We start from the raw sequence: 19,318 nt of genomic DNA on the forward strand, positions 1-19,318 counted from the left end.
TCAGCCGACCTGTTGCGGCACGCCCCGACCGAGCGGGTCGAGCGAGCGTGGCGCCAGACCCTGAGCCTGCGACATCCAGTCGATCGCCTGGCGCATCAGAACGACCCGGCCGAGGCAGACAATCGCGGGTGCCGCAACCTCGTGGCGTGCCGCTTCGGCCGCCGCGTCCCCGAGGGTGGTTTCCAGAACCGTCATCCCGGGCAGGGTCGCGTTCGAGACGATGGCGAGCGGCTCGTCGGCCGGCCGCCCGGCCGCGAGCAGCGCTTCGGTGATCTTCGGCAGGTGCTTCACCGCCATGTACATGACGATCACCGGGCTTGACCGCGACAGTGCCGCCCAGTCGATTGCGGCCGGGGCAAGACCTGTCTGGTCGTGCCCGGTCAGGAAGGTCACGGCCTGATTGACGTCGCGGTGGGTCACCGGGATGCCGGCCCAGGCCAGCCCGCCGATCCCGGCCGAGATCCCGGGCGTCACCCGGATCGGCACCCCGGCCTGCACCAGCGTCTGCGCCTCTTCGCCGCCGCGGCCGAAGACGAAGGGATCGCCTCCCTTCAGCCGCAGCACCCGCTGCCCCTCGCGCGACAGCTCGATCAGGCGCAGCGAGATGTCGCGCTGTCGGGCCGAGGGCCGGCCGCCGCGCTTGCCGGCATATTCGAGCCTGCAGCCCGGCCTGCGCCAGTCGAGGATCCGGTCGTCGACGAGGGCATCGTGGACGATCACATCGGCAAGTCGCAGGGCGTGAAGCCCGAGAAGCGTCATCAGCCCCGGCTCGCCGGGGCCAGCGCCCACAAGCCAGACGAGGCCGGGCGGAAACTCGGGCCAGTCATGGGCGGGCAGGGAAATCGTGGTGTCTTCAGTCATGCTGCCGAGCATATCGTCGCCCCGCGGCGAAGGCGAGGCGGAAGCGGCGGCCGGAGGCCGCGCCCGTTGGGCGCATGCAGCGAAAAGCCTGCTGCTTGCGGCAGAAATGTGCCGACCCGGGGCGCCGCGCGGCAGTGCCGGCAGACCCGCCGCGGCATGCGTCATAACGGCATGATATGACGGGCAGAACATGACGGCCAAACCGAGTGGCAAGTTTCTGGCCATCCGCTATACCTCGGCCATGACGCGCGCACCCGACCGCCCCCTCAGAACCGGCTTCACCACCGGGGCCTGCGCCACCGCGGCGGCGGCGGCGGCCTGCGGGGCGCTGGTGACGGGCGAATGGGTCGATCCGGTCGAGATCGTGCTGCCTCGGGGCCAGCGGGTCGCCTTTGGGCTCGCAACCCGTGCGGCGGGTCCGGGCTGGGCCCGGGCCTCGGTCCTCAAGGATGCGGGCGACGATCCCGATGTCACCCATGGGGCCGAGATCGTGGCGCGCCTGCGCCACGGCGCACCGGGGCAGGGGGTGACGTTCCGCGCCGGCGCCGGCGTCGGCATCGTCACGCTTCCGGGCCTGCCGCTGGCGGTGGGCGAGCCCGCGATCAACCCGGTGCCGCGGCAGATGATGACCCGCACGGTCGAGATGATTGCCGCCGCCCGCGGCATCGCCGCGGATTTCGAAATCGAGATTTCGGTGCCGGGCGGCGCGGCGTTGGCGGAAAAGACCTGGAATCCGCGGTTGGGGATCGTCGGCGGGCTGTCCATCCTCGGCACCACCGGCATCGTGCGCCCGTTCTCCTGCGCCGCCTGGATCGCCTCGATCCACCGCGGGGTCGATGTGGCCCGCGCCGCAGGGCTGCGCCATGTTGCGGGGGCGACCGGCGCGACCTCCGAGGCGGTCGTGCGCGCGCGCTTCGGCCTGCCCGACCCCGCGCTGCTCGACATGGGCGATTTCGCCGGGGGGCTGCTGAAATACCTTGCCCGCCACCCGGTGCCGCGCCTGACCATCGCGGGCGGCGTCGGCAAGCTGACGAAGCTCTCGCAAGGCGCGATGGACCTGCATTCGGCGCGCAGCCAGGTCGATTTCGCCGCTCTGGCCGCGCTTGGGGCGCGTGTCGGCGCCGATCCTGCCGCCATCGCCGCCTGCAACACCGCCCTTCAGGCGGTCACGCTGGCCGGTCCGCCGCTGGCGCAGGTCGTGGCCGAGGCTGCCCGCGCCCGCGCCCTGCAGGTGGTGGCAGCGGCGGGCATCGCGGTCGATGTCGTGATGATCGACCGGGCCGGGACCGTGCTGGCCACCGCCGGGCCGGACGATCCTGCATGAAGCGGGTGCTGATCCTTGGCGGCACCGGGGAAGCCCGGGCGCTGTCGCATCGGCTGGATGACCTCGCCGATCTGACGGTGGCGCTGGCCGGGGTCACGCGCACGCCCGCGGCCTACGGCGGGCGGCTGCGGATCGGCGGCTTTGGCGGCGCCGAGGGGCTGGCGCGCTGGCTGGAGACGGAACGAACAGATGTTCTGGTCGATGCCACGCATCCCTTCGCGGCCCGGATCAGCGCCCATGCACAGGCGGCTGCCGCCCGGGCAGGCTGCCTGCTGCTGCGGCTCGAACGCCCCGAATGGCACCCCGCGCCGGGCGAGCATTGGCAGGTCGTTGCCGACCTTGCAGCCGCCCTTGCAGCCCTCCCGCCCGGGGCGCGGCCGTTTCTGGCCACTGGCGCTGGGTCGGTCGCGGCGCTTGCGGCACGACCCGACCTTGGCGCCGTCCTGCGCTCGATCGAGCCTGTCCCGGACCTGCCGGCGCGGATCACCCATCTGCGCGCCCGCCCGCCCTTCACCGTCGCGGAGGAGACGGCCATGCTGCGCGATCATGCCGTCACGCATCTGGTTCTGCGCAATTCGGGCGGTGCGGCCGGGCGCACCAAGCTGGCCGCCGCCGCCGCGCTTGGCCTTCCTGTCCTGATGATCGGCCGGCCACCCTTGCCGGAGGGCGTCGAATGCCTGCCGACCGTTGACGCGACCCGGCGCCGGATCCTCGGCCTCCCGGCGCTTGACACTCCGAAGCCGCCGGCGCCATAACCCGGCGACGAGGTTCCCGGGCAGGTTGCCCGGGCCAAGAGGGAATGCGACGGGCCAGACAACCGGCCCGAACCGCAGCCGCCCCCGCGACTGTACGCGGCGAGCCCGCGCCCAAGGCCACTGACACGGCGCCGACACCGGCGATCTGTCGGGAAGGCGGGCGCAGGGCCCCGACCCGCAAGCCAGGAGACCTGCCTCGTGCTGCCGGCGCTGCCGGACAGGGGAGTGGTTCGGGCGGGGTGCCCCGGAACGCGCGGCCATTCCGGCTGTCCCCGCAACGCGTGCATCCCTCCGAAGGCCCCGAAGGAGCTCGCTTTTCATGGTTCAGAAGATCCCCGCCACGGTCGTCACAGGGTTTCTGGGGGCTGGCAAGACCACGCTGATCCGGCATCTGATCGAAACCGCGGGCGGCAAACGCATCGCGCTGATCATCAACGAATTCGGCGATCTCGGCGTCGATGGCGAGATCCTCAAGGGCTGCGGCATCGCAGGCTGCGCCGAGGACGACATTGTCGAGCTGTCGAACGGCTGCATCTGCTGCACCGTGGCCGAGGAATTCCTGCCCGCCATCCAGAAGCTGATCGACCGCGAACCGGCGCCCGATCATATCGTGATCGAGACCTCGGGCCTGGCCCTGCCGCAGCCGCTGGTCCGCGCCTTCAACTGGCCCGGCATCCGGACCCGGGTGACGGTCGACGGCGTGGTGACGCTGGTCGACGGGCCGGCGCTGGCCGAGGGGCAGTTTGCCGGCGACGCCGCGGCCATCGATGCCCAGCGTGCCGCCGACGGCAACCTTGACCACGAGACGCCGCTGTCCGAGCTGTTCGAGGATCAACTCGCCTGCGCCGACATGGTGGTGCTGAACAAGGCAGATCTGTTGACGCCCGAGCTGCTGGAAGCGCTGACCGGGCGCCTGCGCGAGGCTGTGCGGCCCGGCGTGTCGGTTCTGCAGGCCGCGAAAGGTGCGGTCGATACCGCGGTGTTGCTGGGGTTGGGCATCGGGGCCGAGGATGACATGGCGGCACGGGGTGAGGTGCACCACCATCATGACGACGATCACGACGACGACGATGAGGATGACGAGGACCACCACCACCACCACGACCACGGCCATGACGAATTCGAAAGCTTCGTGGTCAGCCGCGGCGAGATCGCCGACCCGGCGGCCTTTGCTGAAAGGGTGGCCGAGGTGATCCGCGCCCACGACATCCTGCGGCTGAAGGGCTTTGCCGCCGTGGCGGGCAAGCCGATGCGGCTGAGCCTGCAGGCGGTCGGACCCCGGATCGACAGCTATTTCGACCGACCGTTCGCAGCGGGCGAGGCGCGCGAGACCCGGCTGGTGGTGATCGGCGAGGCGGGCCTCGACCGGGCGGCCATCGCGGCCGCGCTCGCGGCATGACTGCGGTGCTGCGCGCCGCCGATCCGCGCGAGCCGGGCGCCACGGCGCTGTTGCAGGCCAGCCACGCGGTGATGCAGGCAAGCTCGCCCCCCGAGGCGCAGAACTATCTGCCGATCGACAAGCTGTTGGCACCCGATATCCGGTTCTTCGTGGCCGAGGTCGAAGGGGACGCGCGGGGCTGCATCGCGCTCGCCCGTCGCGACGGCTATGGCGAGGTCAAGTCGATGTTTGTGCGCGCGGATGCGCGCGGCGCCGGGCTTGCCGATGCGATGCTTGCCCATGTCGAGGCCGAGGCGCGGGCCGATGGCCTGACGCTGATGCGGCTTGAAACCGGAACCGAGCTGAAGGCTGCGTTGGGGTTCTACCAGCGCAACGGCTATGCCTTCTGCGGGCCGTTCGGCGATTACACCCCGACGCCCTGGAGCCTCTATATGCAGAAAACGCTCTGATGCATCTTCTCGCTGCGACGCCCGGGCAGGTCAGCGATGGCGCCGAGCCGGTCGATCCCGGTCAGGATCCGGCCGACATCGTATTCCTGTCGGCGGCGGACACCGAGCTTGCAGCGCTGTCTGAAGCGCGCCAGGGGATGGCGGCGCCGCTGTCGCTGAGGCTCGCCAACCTCGGCTGGCTTGGCCATCCCTATACCGTCGACACCTATATCACCGATACGCTCGAACGCTCGCGGCTGGTGGTGGCGCGGGTTCTTGGGGGCGCGGCCTATTTCCCCTATGCGGTCGAACAGCTTTCGGCGCGGCTTCGCGCGGCCGGGGTGCAACTGGCGCTGCTGCCGGGCGATGACAAACCCGATGCCGAACTGCTGGCGCTGTCGACGGTGGCGCAGCAGGATTGGCAGGCGCTCTGGGGATACTGCGTCGAGGGTGGGCCGCAGAATGCGGCGCGGTTTCTCGAACTTGCCGCGCACATGCTGGGGCAGGGCGACCGCCCGCCCGGGGCCGAGCCGCTGCTGCGCGCCGGGGTCTACTGGCCCGGGGTCGGGCAGGCGCGGCCCGAACAGGCGCGGGCCGGCTGGACGCCCGGCGCGCCGGTGGTGGCGGTGGTCTTCTACCGGGCGCTCTTGCAAGGCGCGGGGCTGCATCCGGTGAACCAGATGGTCAAGGCGCTGTTGCGGCGGGGACTGAACCCCTTGCCGGTCTTTGTCGCCTCGCTGAAGGATCCGGTCTCGGCCGCGACGCTCGACCACCTGTTCGGCGACGATCCCCCGGACCTGGTGCTGAATGCAACGAGCTTTGCCGTGTCCTCGCCCGACCCGGGCACCTGGGGGGCGGGCGGTCGGGTGCCGACGGTTCTCGACGCAGGCGGCGCGCCGGTGCTGCAGGTCGTATTCTCGGGCGGGTCCGAGGCCGACTGGGAGGCCAGCGCGCGCGGGCTGAATGCGCGCGACATCGCGATGAATGTCGCGCTGCCCGAGGTCGACGGGCGGGTGCTGACCCGCGCTGTCAGCTTCAAGGCCGAGGCCTATTTCGACGAAGCGACCCAATGCGCCATCGCGACCTATCGCGCCCGCGGCGACCGGGTGCAGTTCGTCGCAGATCTGGCCGCCGCCTGGGTCCGGCTCGGCCGGGCGGCGCCTGCCGAGCGCAAGGTCGCGCTGGTGCTGGCGAATTACCCCAACAAGGACGGGCGGCTTGCGAATGGCGTCGGGCTCGATACCCCGGCGGCGACGGTCGGGGTGATGGGGTCGTTGAAAGTCGCCGGGTATCGCGTCGAGACTGCGCCCGACAGCTCGGACGATCTGATGCGCGCAATCCTCGCCGGGCCGACCAACTGGCTGACCGACCGGGCCGAGCGGCAGGGCGGCGAGCGGCTGTCGCTTGCGGCCTATCGCGCCGCCTATGATGCGCTGCCGCTTGCGCTGCGCCAGCAGGTCGAAGACCGCTGGGGCCTGCCAGAGGCCGATCCGTTTTGCGACAGCACCGGATTTGCCCTGTCGATCCTGCGCTATGGCAATGTCGTGGTGGGCGTGCAACCCGCCCGCGGCTATAACATCGACCCGAGCACCAGCTATCACGCACCCGATCTGGTGCCGCCGCACAACTATTTCGCCTTCTACTTCTGGTTGCGCCTGAACTTTGGCGCGCATGCCATTGTCCATATGGGAAAACACGGAAACCTCGAATGGTTGCCGGGCAAGTCGGTGGGGCTGTCCGAGGATTGTTTCCCCGAGGCCGTGCTGGGGCCGATGCCGCATGTCTATCCCTTCATCGTCAACGATCCGGGTGAAGGCACGCAGGCCAAGCGGCGGGCGCAGGCGGTGATCGTCGATCACCTGACCCCGCCGCTGACACGCGCCGAAAGCTATGGCCCGCTGCGCCAACTCGAATCGCTCGTCGACGAATATTACCAGGCCGCAGGCGTCGATCCGCACCGGGTGGTCTGGCTGCGTGGCGAGATCCTGTCGATGATGACGGCGACGCGGGTCGACGAGGATGCCGGCATCGCCGAGCAGGACGATGCCGACAGCCGGCTGCAAAAGCTCGACGCCTGGCTGTGCGAGCTGAAGGAAAGCCAGATCCGCGACGGGCTGCATGTCTTTGGCGCCGCACCCGAGGGGCGGCTTGCGACCGATCTGATCGTGGCGCTGACCCGGGTGCCGCGCGGCGACGGGACGGGCGGCGATGCCTCGCTGATCCGGGCGCTGGCGGCTGATTTCGCGATGCGGTTCGATCCGCTCGACTGCGCCATGGCCGAACCCTGGCAGGGGCCGCGGCCCGAGGTGTTGTTGCACCTGCCGGAAGCAGAGGCAGAATCCGAGTCAGACGCGGTTTCGCCTGTCTGGCGCAGCAACGGCGATACGGTCGAACGGCTGGAGCTGTTCGCCCAGGCGCTTGTCGCGGGCCGTGTTGCGGCGCCGGGCCCGGCGTCCACCGCTGTCATGGAACGGATCGAGACGCAGGTGCGCCCGGCGGTTGCGGCCTCGGGCGCGGCCGAGATGGCGGGGCTTCTGACCGCCCTTTCCGGCCGCTTCCTCGCCCCCGGCCCGTCGGGGGCGCCGACGCGCGGCCGGCTCGACGTGCTGCCGACAGGACGCAATTTCTTCTCGGTGGATGCGCGCGCGATCCCGACCCGGGCTGCCTGGCAGCTTGGCTGGAAATCGGCCTCGCTGCTGGTAGACCGGCATCTGCAGGATCAGGGCGACTGGCCGCGGGCGATGGCGCTGACCGCCTGGGGCACCGCGAACATGCGCACCGGCGGCGATGACATCGCGCAGGCGCTGGCGCTGATGGGGGTGCGGCCGGTCTGGGACGAGATGTCGGGCCGGGTCACGGGGTTCGAGGTGCTGCCGCTGTCGACCCTCGGGCGGCCACGGGTCGACGTGACGCTGCGGGTCTCGGGATTTTTCCGCGATGCCTTTCCGGCGCAGGTCGATCTGGTGGCCTCGGCGGCGCGTGCGGTCATGCAACTGGACGAGCCCGAGGCCGAAAACCCCGCCGCCGCGCGTTTTGCCCGCGAGGCCGCCGAACTGGGCGCGGAGGCCGCCGGGTTCCGGGTCTTCGGGTCGAAACCCGGGGCCTATGGCGCGGGACTGCAGGCGATGATCGACGAGCGGCTCTGGCAGGGCCGGGCCGATCTGGCCGAGGCCTATGTGGTCTGGGGCGGCTATGCCTATGGCGCCGGGGTCGAGGGCGCGCCGGCCCGCGAGACATTTGCCCGCAGGCTCGGGCAGGTCGAGGCGGTGGTGCAGAACCAGGACAACCGCGAACACGATCTGCTCGACAGCGACGATTACTATCAGTTCGAGGGCGGCATCGCGGCTGCGGTCGAGACCCAGCGGGGCGAGGCCCCGGCGATTTATCACAACGACCATTCCCGCCCCGACCGCCCGGTCATCCGCACCCTCGAGCAAGAGATCGCCCGCGTCATTCGCGCCCGTGCCATTAACCCAAAATGGATCGACGGGATCAAGCGGCACGGCTACAAGGGGGCATTCGAGATGGCGGCCACGGTCGACTATCTGTTCGCTTTCGCGGCCACCACCGGCGCTGTGCGCAACCACCATTTTGATCTGGTCTTTGAGGCCTATCTGGACGACGAGGAGACCCGAGCATTTATCGAGATCCACAACGCGCCCGCCCTGCGGGAGATGGCACAGCGCCTGACCGAAGCGATCGACCGGGGACTCTGGGTACCGAGGTCCAATTCGGCGCGCGCGCTTCTGGAGACGTTGACGGCGTGAACCTGCCGCGTCGGCTCGGCCCCGACGATGCCGACATGGAGGCGGTCCATGTGCTGCTGGTCGAGAGCTTTGCCGATATGGAGGGGCAGATCGACCCGCCCTCGTCGCTGACCCGGATGGGGGTGGACGACCTGCGGGTGCTGGCGGCCGAAGGCCCGGCCTGGGTGATCGGCGCGCCGCCCGTCGGCTGCGTCTTTACCCGCGTCCAGGGCGACAACCTCTATCTGCAAAAGCTTGCGGTTGCGCCGGCGGCCCGCGGCCGGGGCGTGGCGCGCCGGTTGATCGACACGGCGGCCGATCATGCCCGGGCCGAGGGACTGCAGGCGCTGCAACTGAAGACCCGTATCGAGCTGGTCAAAAACCACGCCGCCTTCATTCGGCTCGGGTTTTCCTGCATCGGATGGAGCGCCCATCCCGGATACGAGCACGCGACCAGCCTGACCTTTGCCCGGCTAGTCGACGATCCGGAGCAAGACGGGTGAAAGCGACGGTAAGCGGCCATTGCCTGTGCGGCGCCGTGGCCTATGAAACCGACGGAGCGCAGAACTGGGCCGGCTATTGCCACTGCGCAAGCTGCCGGCGGAACTGTGCCGCGCCGGTCGCCGCCTTTTTCGGGGTTCCGAATGGCCACTGGCGCTGGACCGGGGTGGACCCTGCGATCTATCGCTCGTCCCCCGGGGCTGCGCGGCTGTTCTGCGACCGCTGCGGCACGCCCATGGCCTATGCAACCGACGCGGCGCCGGACGAGATCCATTTCTATGCCGCCACGATGGCGGACCCGGCCAGCTATCGCCCCGAGGTCCATTATCACGTTGACGAGGCGCTGCCGTGGCTTGCGATCGCCGACGAACTGCCGCGGCAGAGGGACTGAGGGCAGGGCCCGAGAACCTCGAATGACGAACGGAGACAGCACACGATGATCTGGTCCATTGCCATCCTTCTCGGCTGCCAGCTGGCGGGCGAGATCGTGACCCGTTTCCTCGGTCTGCCGTTGCCGGGGCCGGTTCTGGGCATGGCGCTGCTGCTGGGGCTGCTGGTGGCGATCCCGCGGCTCTATCGGCTGGTTGCGCCGACCGGCCACACGATCCTTGCCAATCTGTCGTTGCTGTTCGTGCCGGCGGGTGTCGGGGTTGTGGCCAACCTCGACGTCGTGTCGGAACACGGGCTGGCCTTGTTGACGGCGGTGGTGGTCAGCACGGTGCTGGCGCTGGTGGCGGGCGTGCTGAGTTTTCGCGCGGTGGCGCGCCTGATGGAGCGGCAGGAATGACCGACCTGACCGAGCTCTGGATCTATCTCAGCCAGGGGCCGCTGCTGTGGCTGACGGCGACGGTGGTGGCCTATGGCATCGGCGACACGCTGTTTGTCCTGTCGGGCCGGTCGCCCTGGGTCAACCCGGTACTGATCGCCGTGGTGCTGTTGTCGGTGGCGCTGATCGCGACCGGAACGCCCTATGAGACCTTTTTCGGCGGCGCGCAGTTCGTGCATTTCCTGCTCGGGCCTGCGACCGTGGCGTTGGCGCTGCCGCTTTATGCGAACCTGTCACTGGTGCGCAGTGCGGCCTTGCCGATGCTGGCGGCGCTGTTGGCCGGATCGCTGGTCGCGATGCTCTCGGCCATCGCGGTTGGCTGGGCGCTGGGGTTGCGTGGCGAAGTGCTGCTGTCGCTGGTGCCGAAATCCGCGACATCGCCGGTGGCGCTTGGCGTCGCCGAGGTCATTGGCGGGATCCCCAGCCTGACCGCTGCACTGGTGATCATGACGGGGATCACGGGCGCCGTCATCGTCACGCCGCTGTTCAACGCGCTCGGCCTGACCGACTGGCGGGCACGGGGTTTTGCCGTGGGCGTCGCAGCCCACGGGATCGGCACCGCGCGGGCGTTTCAGGTCAACGACACGGCGGGCGCCTTTTCGGGCATCGGCATGGGGTTGAACGCGCTTCTGACGGCGATCCTGGCGCCGCTCGTGGCGAACTGGCTGTTCTGAAGGAGACTTTCGATGAGCGACGAAGACACCGCCCGGCACAATGCCAAGATGGCCAAGAAGAAGGTCGCCCGCGAAAAGATCATGGCGACCAAGACCGAAGAGAAGGGTCTGGTCATCGTCCATACCGGCAAGGGCAAGGGCAAGAGCTCGGCCGCCTTCGGGATGATCTTCCGCTGCATCGGCCACGGGCTTCCCTCGGCCGTGGTGCAATTCATCAAGGGCGGCATGGCGACCGCCGAGCGGGACCTGATCGAGCGCCACTTTGCCGATCTCTGCGAGTTCCACACCATGGGCGAGGGTTTCACCTGGGAGACCCAGGACAAGGCGCGCGACATCGAACTGGCCCGCGCTGCCTGGGAAAAGGCCAAGGAGCTGATCCGCGACGAGACGATCCGCATGGTGCTGCTCGACGAGATCAACATCGCGCTGCGGTATGACTACCTCGATACCGACGAGGTGGTGGCCTTTCTGAAGACCGAGAAACCGGCGATGACGCATGTCGTGCTGACCGGACGCAATGCCAGCGACGCGGTGATCGAGATCGCCGATCTCGCGACCGAGATGGAACTGCTGAAGCACCCGTTCCGCTCCGGGGTGAAGGCGCAGGCCGGGGTGGAGTTCTGAGCGTGGCGCGCCGCCCTGCCGGGGTGCGGTTTGCCCGTGCGGAGAAGAGTTTTTGTGCCTCCGGCGGGGATATTTTCGAACAGAAGAAGTTCGGGGTCGTTTTGCGATGACGGCGCGGGCGCTGATGGTTCAGGGCGCGGGGTCGAACGTCGGCAAGTCGCTGCTGGTGGCGGGGATGGCGCGGGCCTTTGTGCGCCGCGGGCTGGCGGTTCTGCCGTTCAAGCCGCAGAACATGTCGAACAATGCGGCCGTGACCGCCGACGGCGGCGAGATCGGGCGCGCCCAGGCGCTGCAGGCGCTGGCCTGCGGGGTGGCGCCGACGGTCGACATGAACCCGGTGCTGCTGAAGCCCGAGACCGAGACCGGGGCCCAGGTGGTGGTGCAGGGCCGTCGCGTCGGCACGCTCGGGGCGGGCGATTTCGGCGCGCGGAAGGCCTCGTTGCTGGCGCCGGTGATGGAGAGTTTCGGCCGGCTTGCCGCGGCGGCCGATCTGGTGCTGGTCGAGGGCGCGGGCAGCCCGGCCGAGGTCAACCTGCGGGCGGGCGACATCGCCAACATGGGATTTGCGCGGGCCGCCGGCGTGCCGGTGCTGCTGGTGGGCGACATCGACCGCGGCGGGGTGATCGCCCAGATCATCGGTACCAGGGCGGTGCTCGACCCGGCCGATGCGGCGATGATCGGTGGCTTTGCCATCAACAAGTTCCGTGGCGATCCGCGGCTGTTCGAGGATGGATACCGCCGGATCGAGGCGCAGAGCGGCTGGCGCGGGTTCGGCGTCGTGCCCTGGTTTGCCGATGCCGCGCGGCTGCCGGCCGAGGATGCGCTCGACCTGCCGCGCGGTGGCGGCACCGGCGGCTGGCACGTGGTCTGTCTGGCGCTGTCGCGGATTGCCAATTTCGACGATCTCGACCCGCTTGCGGCCGAACCCGGGGTGCGGCTGAGCATGCTGCGCGCGGGCGAGGCGCTGCCGGGCGATGCCGATCTGGTGATCCTGCCCGGCACCAAGTCGACCCGCGGCGATCTGGCGTTTTTGCGGGCGCAGGGCTGGGACATCGACCTTGCCGCGCATGTGCGCCGTGGCGGCCGGGTGCTGGGGCTGTGCGGCGGCTATCAGATGCTCGGCCGGGCGATCCGCGATCCGCAGGGACTCGAAGGCCCGCCGGGCGAGACCGCGGGACTCGGCCTTCTCGATGTGGTGACCGAGATGCACCCCGAAAAGCGGTTGAGCGAGGTGACAGCGACCGACCCTGCCAGCGGCGCCGAGTTTCAGGGCTATGAGATCCATATCGGGCGCACCGACGGGGCCGACCGCGCCCGGCCCTTCGCCCGGGTTGCGGGCGCGGATGAGGGGGCCGTTTCGGCCGACGGGCGGGTGATGGGCAGCTATCTGCACGGGTTGTTCCGGGCCGACGGCTATCGCCGGGTCTGGCTCGACCGGATGGGGGCAGTGTCCTCGGATCTGGCCTATGGCGCGCATGTCGAGGCGGTGCTCGACCGGCTCGCCCGGCATCTCGAGACGCATCTGGACCTCGATGCGCTTCTGGCGATGGCCCGCCAGCCCGGCGGGTGAGAGGGGGGCTGAGGCCCGGAAACCGGGGCTCGGGTCAGGGGTCGAGCGGCGGCACGCGGGCGACGAAATGGCCCTTCACGCCCTGCGGCCATTGCCGAAACGGCACCAGGCCGCCGTCGTTTTCGGCATGAAGCGCTGCGTAGTCGGCCAGTGCCGCGGCATCCTCGGGCGTGCCCTCGAACCGGCCGAGCACATATGTCATCCGGCCGGCGGCCGAGACGGCGGCGTTGCAGCCATGCTCGCAGCCCATCAGGCAGGGGGTGCCCCGGACCTGCAGGCCCGGATGCGCGGCGGCGGCCTCCGTGACGCGGACCAGAAAGGCCTCGCCATCGGGCGGCAATGTGCGGTCGTCGCGGGCGGCTTGCCTGCGGCAGGTGGTGCAGATGGTGATCGTGGTCATTTTGGCGGTCTGTCCGGGGCGCGCGCGTGCAGGGGATCGGGTCTGCACCTCGCCCGTGGCGCCCGGAATGTCCAGCCCCCGTGCCGGGCGCAATCTGCGCCAGCGACGGCAGGGCCAGTCGGGGGGCCATGGGGGCCGGGTGTCGCCGGCCCCCTGGCGATCAGACGAACCGGTTGACCCAGTTCTCCAGCCGTTCCTGACGGCCGGACCGCGGCTCGGGGTCGATCCCTTCCGAGATGACCCGGTTCGCGATACTGTCGAGCGTGCCGTTTTTCAGCATGTCGCGGGCAACGGGTGTATCCCAGCCGGCATAGCGTTCGTCGCGCGCCGCCTCGAGCCCGCCGTCCTGCAGCATCGCGGCAGCCGCCTTCAACCCGCGGGCGCAGACATCCATCGCGCCCACATGCCCCGCGATCAGATCGACGGGATCGAGCGACTGGCGCCGCACCTTCGAATCGAAATTGGTGCCGCCGGTGGTGAATCCGCCCGCCCGCAGCACCTCGTAGTAGGCCAAGGCGACTTCGGGCACGTTGTTCGGGAACTGGTCTGTGTCCCAGCCCGACTGATAATCGTTGCGGTTCATGTCGATCGACCCGAGGATCCCGAACGCCGCCGCCATCGCCAGTTCGTGTTCGAACGAATGCCCGGCCAGGATCGCGTGACCCTGTTCGATGTTCATCTTCACCTCGCCCTCGAGCCCGAATTCCTTGAGGAACGAATAGACCGTGTTCACGTCATAGTCGTACTGGTGCTTCGATGGCTCCTGCGGCTTCGGTTCGACCAGGATCTGGCCCTGAAACCCGATCCGGTGCTTGTAGTCGACTACCATCTGCAGGAAGCGCCCGGCCTGATGGCGTTCGCGCGAGAGATCGGTGTTGAGCAGCGTCTCATAGCCCTCGCGCCCGCCCCAGAGCACATAGTTCTGCCCGCCGAGCGTGTGGGTCGCGTCCATGCAGGCCTTCACCGTCGCAGCGCTCCAGGCAAAGACGTCGGGGTCGGGGTTGGTTGCCGCCCCCGACATGAACCGGCGGTTGGTGAACAGGTTGGCGGTGCCCCACAGCAGCCGGGTGCCGGTCTGTTCCATCTTTTCGCCGAAATACTCGACGATCTCGTCGAGCCGCGCCTTGCTTTCGGCGAAGGTCGCGCCCTCGGGGCGCACGTCTTGGTCGTGAAAGCAGAAGAACGGCTGACCGAGGATCGCGAACATCTCGAAGGCGGCGTCGGCCTTGATCTTGGCGTGTTCCATCGTATCGCCCCACCAGGGACGCTCGAAGCTGCGGCCGCCGAACGGATCGCCGCCTTCCCAGGCGAAGCTGTGCCAATAGGCGACGGCAAAGCGGAGGTGGTCCTCCATCCGCTTGCCAAGCACGATCTCGTCCGGGTCGTAATGCCGATAGGCCAGTTCCGACGTACTGTCGGGATCGAACCTGACCGGTTCGATCCCCTCGAAGAAAGATGTCATGACAACCCTCTGAGCGCTTTGTAGGTCTCGCGATAGCGCGCCTGCGCCTCGGCAAAGCCGGCGGTCAGCGCGGGCACGGGTTCGACCACGGTCTCGATCCGGGGCAGGGTCGCGATCTCGGCCCCGGCGCCGGTGGCCGCCATCATGCCGAGCCGCGCCGCGCCGAAGGCGCCGCCGAAATCCCCCGCCTCGGGGACGGAAATCGGCATGTCGACTGCCGTGGCAATGGCCTGCAGCCAGTAGTGCGACCGGCTGCCGCCGCCGACCGCGATCAGCGTGTCGAACCGCGTGCCGGTGGCGGCAAGCGCGTCAAAGCTGTCGCGCACGGCATAGGTCACGCCTTCCAGCACCGCGGCGGTGGCGGCGGCGCGGTCGGTCGAATGTTCTAGCCCGGTGAAGCTTGCCCGGATCTGCGCGTCGTTGTGCGGCGTGCGTTCGCCGCCGAGATAGGGCAGGAACAGCGTGCGTCCGGGCGCGCGCAGGGTATCGCCCAGTTCGGTGGTCAGGGCGGCGGCGTCCGAGCCGACAAGCCGCGCGTACCAGTTCAGCGCATCGGTTGCGGCAAGGAACACACCCATCTGGTGCCAGGTGTCGGGCAGGGCGTGACAGAAGGTGTGCACGGCAGTCGCGGGATCGGGTTGATAGGCGTCCGAGGCGGCAAAAAGCACCCCGGAAGTTCCGAGCGAGACAAAGGCGTGCCCCGCCTTGACGACGCCGACGCCGACCGCCGAGGCGGCGTTGTCGCCGCCACCGCCCGCGACCACGACACCGGGGCCAAACCCCCAGCGCTCGGCCAGTTCGCTGCGGACCTTGCCAGACACTTCGCTGCCTTCGACCAGCCGCGGCATGTTGGTGCGGTCAAACCCGCTTTCGGCCAGCAACGTATCGGACCAGTCGCGCGCGCCGGTATCGAGCCAGCTTGTACCGGCGGCATCCGACATCTCGGACACGGTCTCGCCGGTCAGCCACAGCCGCAGGTAATCCTTCGGCAACAGGACCATGGCTGTGCGGTCAAAGATCTCGGGCTCGTGGGCCTTGACCCAGGCGAGCTTGGGCGCGGTGAAGCCCGGGAAGACGATATTGCCGGTGATCTCGCGCCAGGGGGTCGTGGCGTCCATGGCCGCGGCTTCCTCGAAGGCGCGGGTGTCGTTCCACAGGATGCAGGGCCGCAACACGTCGTGGCCCTGATCGAGCAGCGTCGCGCCATGCATCTGGCCCGAAAGCCCGATGCCGCGCACGGCCTTCAGCGAAGTCTGTGCCGCCAGTGCATCCAGCACCGTGGCGGCGGCCGCGATCCAGTCGGCGGGCGATTGTTCGGACCATCCGGGGTGCGGACGCGAGACCGTCAGCGGTGCCGTGGCTTCTGCCACCAGCTTCTGGTCGTCGTCGATAAGCACCGCCTTCAGACCCGAAGTCCCGAGATCGAGACCTATATACATGTTATGCTGCTCCTTTTTCCGGCCTCTTGCCGAGGATGATCATTCCGAGGATGTCGTCCTCGGTGACCTCGTCCACCTTCACGGTGCCGACAAGCATGCCGTTCTTCATGACCGATGCGCGGTCGCAGAGCTGTTTCACGGCATGAATGTCGTGATCGATCAGAAAGATCCCCAGTCCCTGTGCCTTGAGTTCGTTGATAAGATTGGCGACCATCGCCGTTTCTTCGACGCCAAGGGCCGCGGTCGGCTCGTCCATTATCAGGATCTTGGCGTTGAAATAGACCGCACGGCTGATCGCGACCGACTGGCGCTGGCCGCCCGACAACCCCTTCACCGGCGTGTGGAACCGCTGGAAGTTGGGGTTGAGGCGCGCCATGATCTTGCGCGTCTCGGCCTCCATCTGGGCGTCGTTCACCAGACCCGAGCCGGTCACCAGTTCGCGGCCCAGAAACAGGTTCGAGGCGGCGTCGAGGTTGTCGGCCAGCGCGAGGGTCTGATAGATCGTTTCCAGCCGATAGCGGCGGGCGTCGCGCGGGCTGTGGATATTCGCAAGCTCGCCGTCGATATAGATCTCGCCGGCATCGCGCGTCAGCGCCCCCGAGAGCATCTTCATCAGCACCGACTTGCCGGCGCCGTTATGGCCGAGAACGCCCATGACCTCGCCCGGGTAGAGGGTCATCGAGACGTCGTTGACGGCGTGGATGCCACCGAAGGACTTGCGCATGTTGCGCATCTCGACCAGGGGCGTGCCGCGATCTGTGGGAGTATTCATGGCTCAATCCCCCGTGCGCTTGCGATACATGATGTCGACATAGACGGCCAGCACCAGCACAACGCCGACTACGATGTTCTGATAGGGCGCGTCGACCCCCACCATTGCCATGCCAGATTGCAGCGATTGCATGATCAGCGCACCGAGGATGGCGCCATAGATCGTGCCGACCCCGCCCGACAGCGCGGTGCCGCCGATCACCGCCGCGGCGATAACGCGAAGCTCGTCCAGCGTGCCGATGTCGTTGGAATGGAAGTTCAACCGCGCCGAGGCGACGACCGCCGAGATGGCGCAAAGAAACCCCATGATGGCGAAGATCTTGACCGTCAGGAAGCGGATGTTGATGCCGGCAAGTTCGGTCGCCTCGGGGTTGCCGCCGGTGGCAAAGATATAGCGGCCAAGCCGGGTTTTCTGGGCAATGACGGTCATCACGCTTGCGACGACGATCAGCAGCAGCACCGAATAGGGCACGCCGTAGCCTGCGGTATAGCCTGCGGGCATGGCTTCGCCGCGCGCCTCGAACATGCGGCTCAGCCGCGCCGACGGGATTTCATAGGCGTTCAGAACCCAGATGAAGCCAAGGATCGTGCCGACTGCGAACAGGGCGATGACCGTTTCGGCCCAGATCGGTTTGACTGGGAAGTCGTGCTTGATCTTGTTGCGGCGCGCATTGGCGATCATCAGCAGCGCAAGCGCCGCAAAGATGGCGCCAAGGACCCAGCTGCCGGTCACGCCCATGGTGCCGTCGATGCCGCCGAGCGTCACGAACGCCGGATCGAGCGGGCCGATGGTCTGGCCGCTGGACAGGTGCCAGGCGACGTTACGCCAGACGAACAGGCCCCCGAGCGTGACGATGAAGGCCGGGATCGTCAGATAGCCGACGAGCCAGCCCTGAAAGGCCCCGATCGCGATGCCGACAACGGCGCCGACCAGGATCGCGATGGGTGCGATCAGCGGCGAGCCGAGCGGAAGGCCCAGCATTTGCGGCAGCACGTGGACCTGCGTCATCGCCATGAAAGCGGAGCAGGTGGCCAGCAGCGCGCCCACCGAAAGGTCGATGTGGCGCATGACGATGATGAAGACCATGCCGGTTGCCATGACGGCGACCGAGACGGTCTGGATGGTGAGGTTGAATATGTTGCGCGGGGTCAGGAAACGACCGCCCGTCCAGACGTCGAACACCACGCAGATGATGACGAACGCCCCGATCATGCCAAGCAAGCGGGTGTCGATCTCCATCGTGTCTAGGATGCTGCGGCGGCTTTGCGTGGGCAGCCCGCGGGGTTCCGTACTGTCGGCCATCTGGCACTCTCCGGATGCGCGAGGTATATCACCCCCGCCGGTTTCGGCGGGGGTGACGGATCGGGTTCAACTCGTCTGCGTCAGTTGCTGCAAGGCGCGGGGCCGTCGGTGACACCCTGGCAGAGCGACTCGATGCTGATCCAGCCGGCGTCGGTGACCACGGTCAGGTTTTCCGAAGTGATCGGGATCGGTTGCAGGAACTTGGCCCACATGGTCACGCCCGATGGCGAGGTCCACTGCATGGCGCCGTCGATCTGCGACATCTCCGTGCCGCCCGCGAGCGCCACGGCGATCTCGCCCGCGGTCTTGCCAAGCTCGCGCGCGTCCTTCCACACCGACACGGTCTGGGTGCCCTTTGCGACCCGGTTCAGCGCGGCATGGTCGCCGTCCTGACCCGAGACCGGGATGCCGTCCATGCCCTGGGCGGTCAGGGCTGCAACGGCGCCGCCGGCGGTGCCGTCGTTCGATGCCACGACCGCATCGACCTTGTTGTCGTTGGCGGTCAGAAGCTGTTCCATGTTGCGCTGCGCGTTGGCGGGCAGCCAGCCGTCGGTATAGGCCTCGCCGACGATTGTAATGTCACCGGAATCGACCGCCGCCTGCAGCACCTCTTGCTGACCGCCGCGCAGGAAGTCCGCGTTCGGGTCGGTGGGCGAACCCTTGATCATCACGTAGTTGCCCTTGGGCGCCTTCGCCAGCACCGCACGCGCCTGCATCCGCCCGACCTCGATATTGTCGAAGGTCAGATAGAAGGCGCGCGGATCCTCGATCAGCCGGTCATAGGCGATGACCGGGATGCCCTCGTCGGCCGCGGCCTGCACTGCGGGAATGATCGCCTGGGTGTCCTGGGCCAGCACGATCAGGGCGCTGACGCCCTGGCTCATCAGCGCCTCGATGTCGCTGATCTGCTTGGACGAGGACGACTGGGCGTCGGCCGAGATGTATTTGACGCCGTTGGCTTCCAGCGCCGCGACGATTGCCGCCTCGTCGGTCTTCCAGCGTTCTTCCTGAAAGTTCGACCAGCTTACGCCGACGGACATGTCCTGAGCCAGCGCCGTGGTCGTGAAGGCGGTCGTCAAGGCAGCCGCCGCAATGAAAAGATTGCGCATGAATTCCTCCCGATTATGTCGACCCTCTTCTCTCCCAGAGGGTAGAGCGGTCATGCTCGCCGCCCACGACGCGGAGGATTGACTGGATTAATTTAATTGTCAAAATAAAAATTCAGGCGCGATACC

18 protein-coding genes and 1 riboswitch are annotated in these 19,318 nt (G+C 68.3%); of the genes, 11 read left to right on the plus strand and 7 right to left on the minus strand.

Annotated elements, in window-relative coordinates:
* Positions 1-861 carry a uroporphyrinogen-III C-methyltransferase gene (cobA, locus tag DQG17_RS15340; protein ID WP_116133926.1) on the minus strand — a complete coding sequence of 287 codons (861 nt, stop codon included), beginning with the start codon at positions 859-861 and terminating at the stop codon, positions 1-3.
* A 241-nt stretch (positions 862-1,102) separates the two neighbouring features.
* Between cobA and DQG17_RS15345 the strand changes: the two genes are divergently transcribed.
* The 11 genes from DQG17_RS15345 (at position 1,103) to DQG17_RS15395 (ending at position 12,708) form a co-directional block, all read left to right on the plus strand.
* Positions 1,103-2,185: a cobalt-precorrin-5B (C(1))-methyltransferase gene (locus tag DQG17_RS15345; protein ID WP_116133927.1), complete on the plus strand. Its 1,083-nt coding sequence runs from the start codon at positions 1,103-1,105 to the stop codon at positions 2,183-2,185.
* A complete protein-coding gene (locus DQG17_RS15350; protein WP_116133735.1) occupies positions 2,182-2,940 on the plus strand; it encodes a cobalt-precorrin-6A reductase in 759 nt (252 codons plus the stop codon). Before DQG17_RS15345 ends, DQG17_RS15350 begins: the two co-directional genes overlap by 4 nt.
* Positions 2,934-3,154: riboswitch (cobalamin riboswitch) on the plus strand. It overlaps the preceding gene by 7 nt.
* A gap of 105 nt (positions 3,155-3,259) precedes the next feature.
* Complete coding sequence (gene cobW, locus DQG17_RS15355) at positions 3,260-4,339, plus strand: cobalamin biosynthesis protein CobW (protein ID WP_116133736.1); 1,080 nt, start codon at positions 3,260-3,262, stop codon at positions 4,337-4,339.
* Positions 4,336-4,788, plus strand: a complete 453-nt coding sequence (locus DQG17_RS15360; protein ID WP_116133737.1) for a GNAT family N-acetyltransferase — start codon at positions 4,336-4,338, stop codon at positions 4,786-4,788. The genes cobW and DQG17_RS15360 overlap by 4 nt, the downstream gene beginning before the upstream one ends.
* Positions 4,788-8,534 carry a cobaltochelatase subunit CobN gene (gene cobN / locus DQG17_RS15365; RefSeq protein WP_116133738.1) on the plus strand — a complete coding sequence of 1,249 codons (3,747 nt, stop codon included), beginning with the start codon at positions 4,788-4,790 and terminating at the stop codon, positions 8,532-8,534. Before DQG17_RS15360 ends, cobN begins: the two co-directional genes overlap by 1 nt.
* The gene (locus DQG17_RS15370; protein WP_232829461.1) at positions 8,531-9,016 is read left to right on the plus strand and encodes a GNAT family N-acetyltransferase; all 486 of its coding nucleotides are present in this window, start codon (positions 8,531-8,533) and stop codon (positions 9,014-9,016) included. Before cobN ends, DQG17_RS15370 begins: the two co-directional genes overlap by 4 nt.
* Positions 9,013-9,405, plus strand: a complete 393-nt coding sequence (locus DQG17_RS15375) for a GFA family protein (protein WP_232829462.1) — start codon at positions 9,013-9,015, stop codon at positions 9,403-9,405. The genes DQG17_RS15370 and DQG17_RS15375 overlap by 4 nt, the downstream gene beginning before the upstream one ends.
* A gap of 45 nt (positions 9,406-9,450) precedes the next feature.
* Entirely contained in the window at positions 9,451-9,801 is a 351-nt protein-coding gene (locus DQG17_RS15380; RefSeq protein WP_116133740.1) for a CidA/LrgA family protein, read from the plus strand.
* The gene (locus DQG17_RS15385; RefSeq protein WP_116133741.1) at positions 9,798-10,514 is read left to right on the plus strand and encodes an LrgB family protein; all 717 of its coding nucleotides are present in this window, start codon (positions 9,798-9,800) and stop codon (positions 10,512-10,514) included. Before DQG17_RS15380 ends, DQG17_RS15385 begins: the two co-directional genes overlap by 4 nt.
* Before the next feature lie 12 nt (positions 10,515-10,526).
* The gene (gene cobO / locus DQG17_RS15390; protein WP_116133742.1) at positions 10,527-11,138 is read left to right on the plus strand and encodes a cob(I)yrinic acid a,c-diamide adenosyltransferase; all 612 of its coding nucleotides are present in this window, start codon (positions 10,527-10,529) and stop codon (positions 11,136-11,138) included.
* A gap of 106 nt (positions 11,139-11,244) precedes the next feature.
* Positions 11,245-12,708 carry a cobyric acid synthase gene (locus DQG17_RS15395; protein ID WP_116133743.1) on the plus strand — a complete coding sequence of 488 codons (1,464 nt, stop codon included), beginning with the start codon at positions 11,245-11,247 and terminating at the stop codon, positions 12,706-12,708.
* A 34-nt stretch (positions 12,709-12,742) separates the two neighbouring features.
* Here DQG17_RS15395 and DQG17_RS15400 read toward each other — a convergent pair whose 3' ends face one another.
* The 6 genes from DQG17_RS15400 to xylF form a co-directional block, all read right to left on the minus strand.
* The gene (locus tag DQG17_RS15400) at positions 12,743-13,108 is read right to left on the minus strand and encodes a DUF1636 family protein (RefSeq protein ID WP_116133744.1); all 366 of its coding nucleotides are present in this window, start codon (positions 13,106-13,108) and stop codon (positions 12,743-12,745) included.
* Between the two features lie 160 nt (positions 13,109-13,268).
* On the minus strand, positions 13,269-14,570 hold the full coding sequence (gene xylA / locus DQG17_RS15405) for a xylose isomerase (RefSeq protein ID WP_116133745.1): 1,302 nt from the start codon (positions 14,568-14,570) through the stop codon (positions 13,269-13,271).
* On the minus strand, positions 14,567-16,009 hold the full coding sequence (xylB, locus tag DQG17_RS15410; protein WP_116133746.1) for a xylulokinase: 1,443 nt from the start codon (positions 16,007-16,009) through the stop codon (positions 14,567-14,569). The genes xylA and xylB overlap by 4 nt, the downstream gene beginning before the upstream one ends.
* A gap of 1 nt (position 16,010) precedes the next feature.
* Entirely contained in the window at positions 16,011-16,781 is a 771-nt protein-coding gene (locus DQG17_RS15415) for an ATP-binding cassette domain-containing protein (RefSeq protein ID WP_116133747.1), read from the minus strand.
* A gap of 3 nt (positions 16,782-16,784) precedes the next feature.
* A complete protein-coding gene (locus DQG17_RS15420) occupies positions 16,785-18,083 on the minus strand; it encodes a sugar ABC transporter permease (RefSeq protein ID WP_116133748.1) in 1,299 nt (432 codons plus the stop codon).
* Between the two features lie 80 nt (positions 18,084-18,163).
* Positions 18,164-19,192: a D-xylose ABC transporter substrate-binding protein gene (gene xylF, locus DQG17_RS15425; protein ID WP_116133749.1), complete on the minus strand. Its 1,029-nt coding sequence runs from the start codon at positions 19,190-19,192 to the stop codon at positions 18,164-18,166.
* Positions 19,193-19,318: the final 126 nt, after the last annotated feature.

The organism is Tropicimonas sp. IMCC34043, from assembly GCF_003390845.1.
In the GTDB taxonomy this organism is placed as follows: Bacteria; Pseudomonadota; Alphaproteobacteria; order Rhodobacterales; family Rhodobacteraceae; genus Tropicimonas.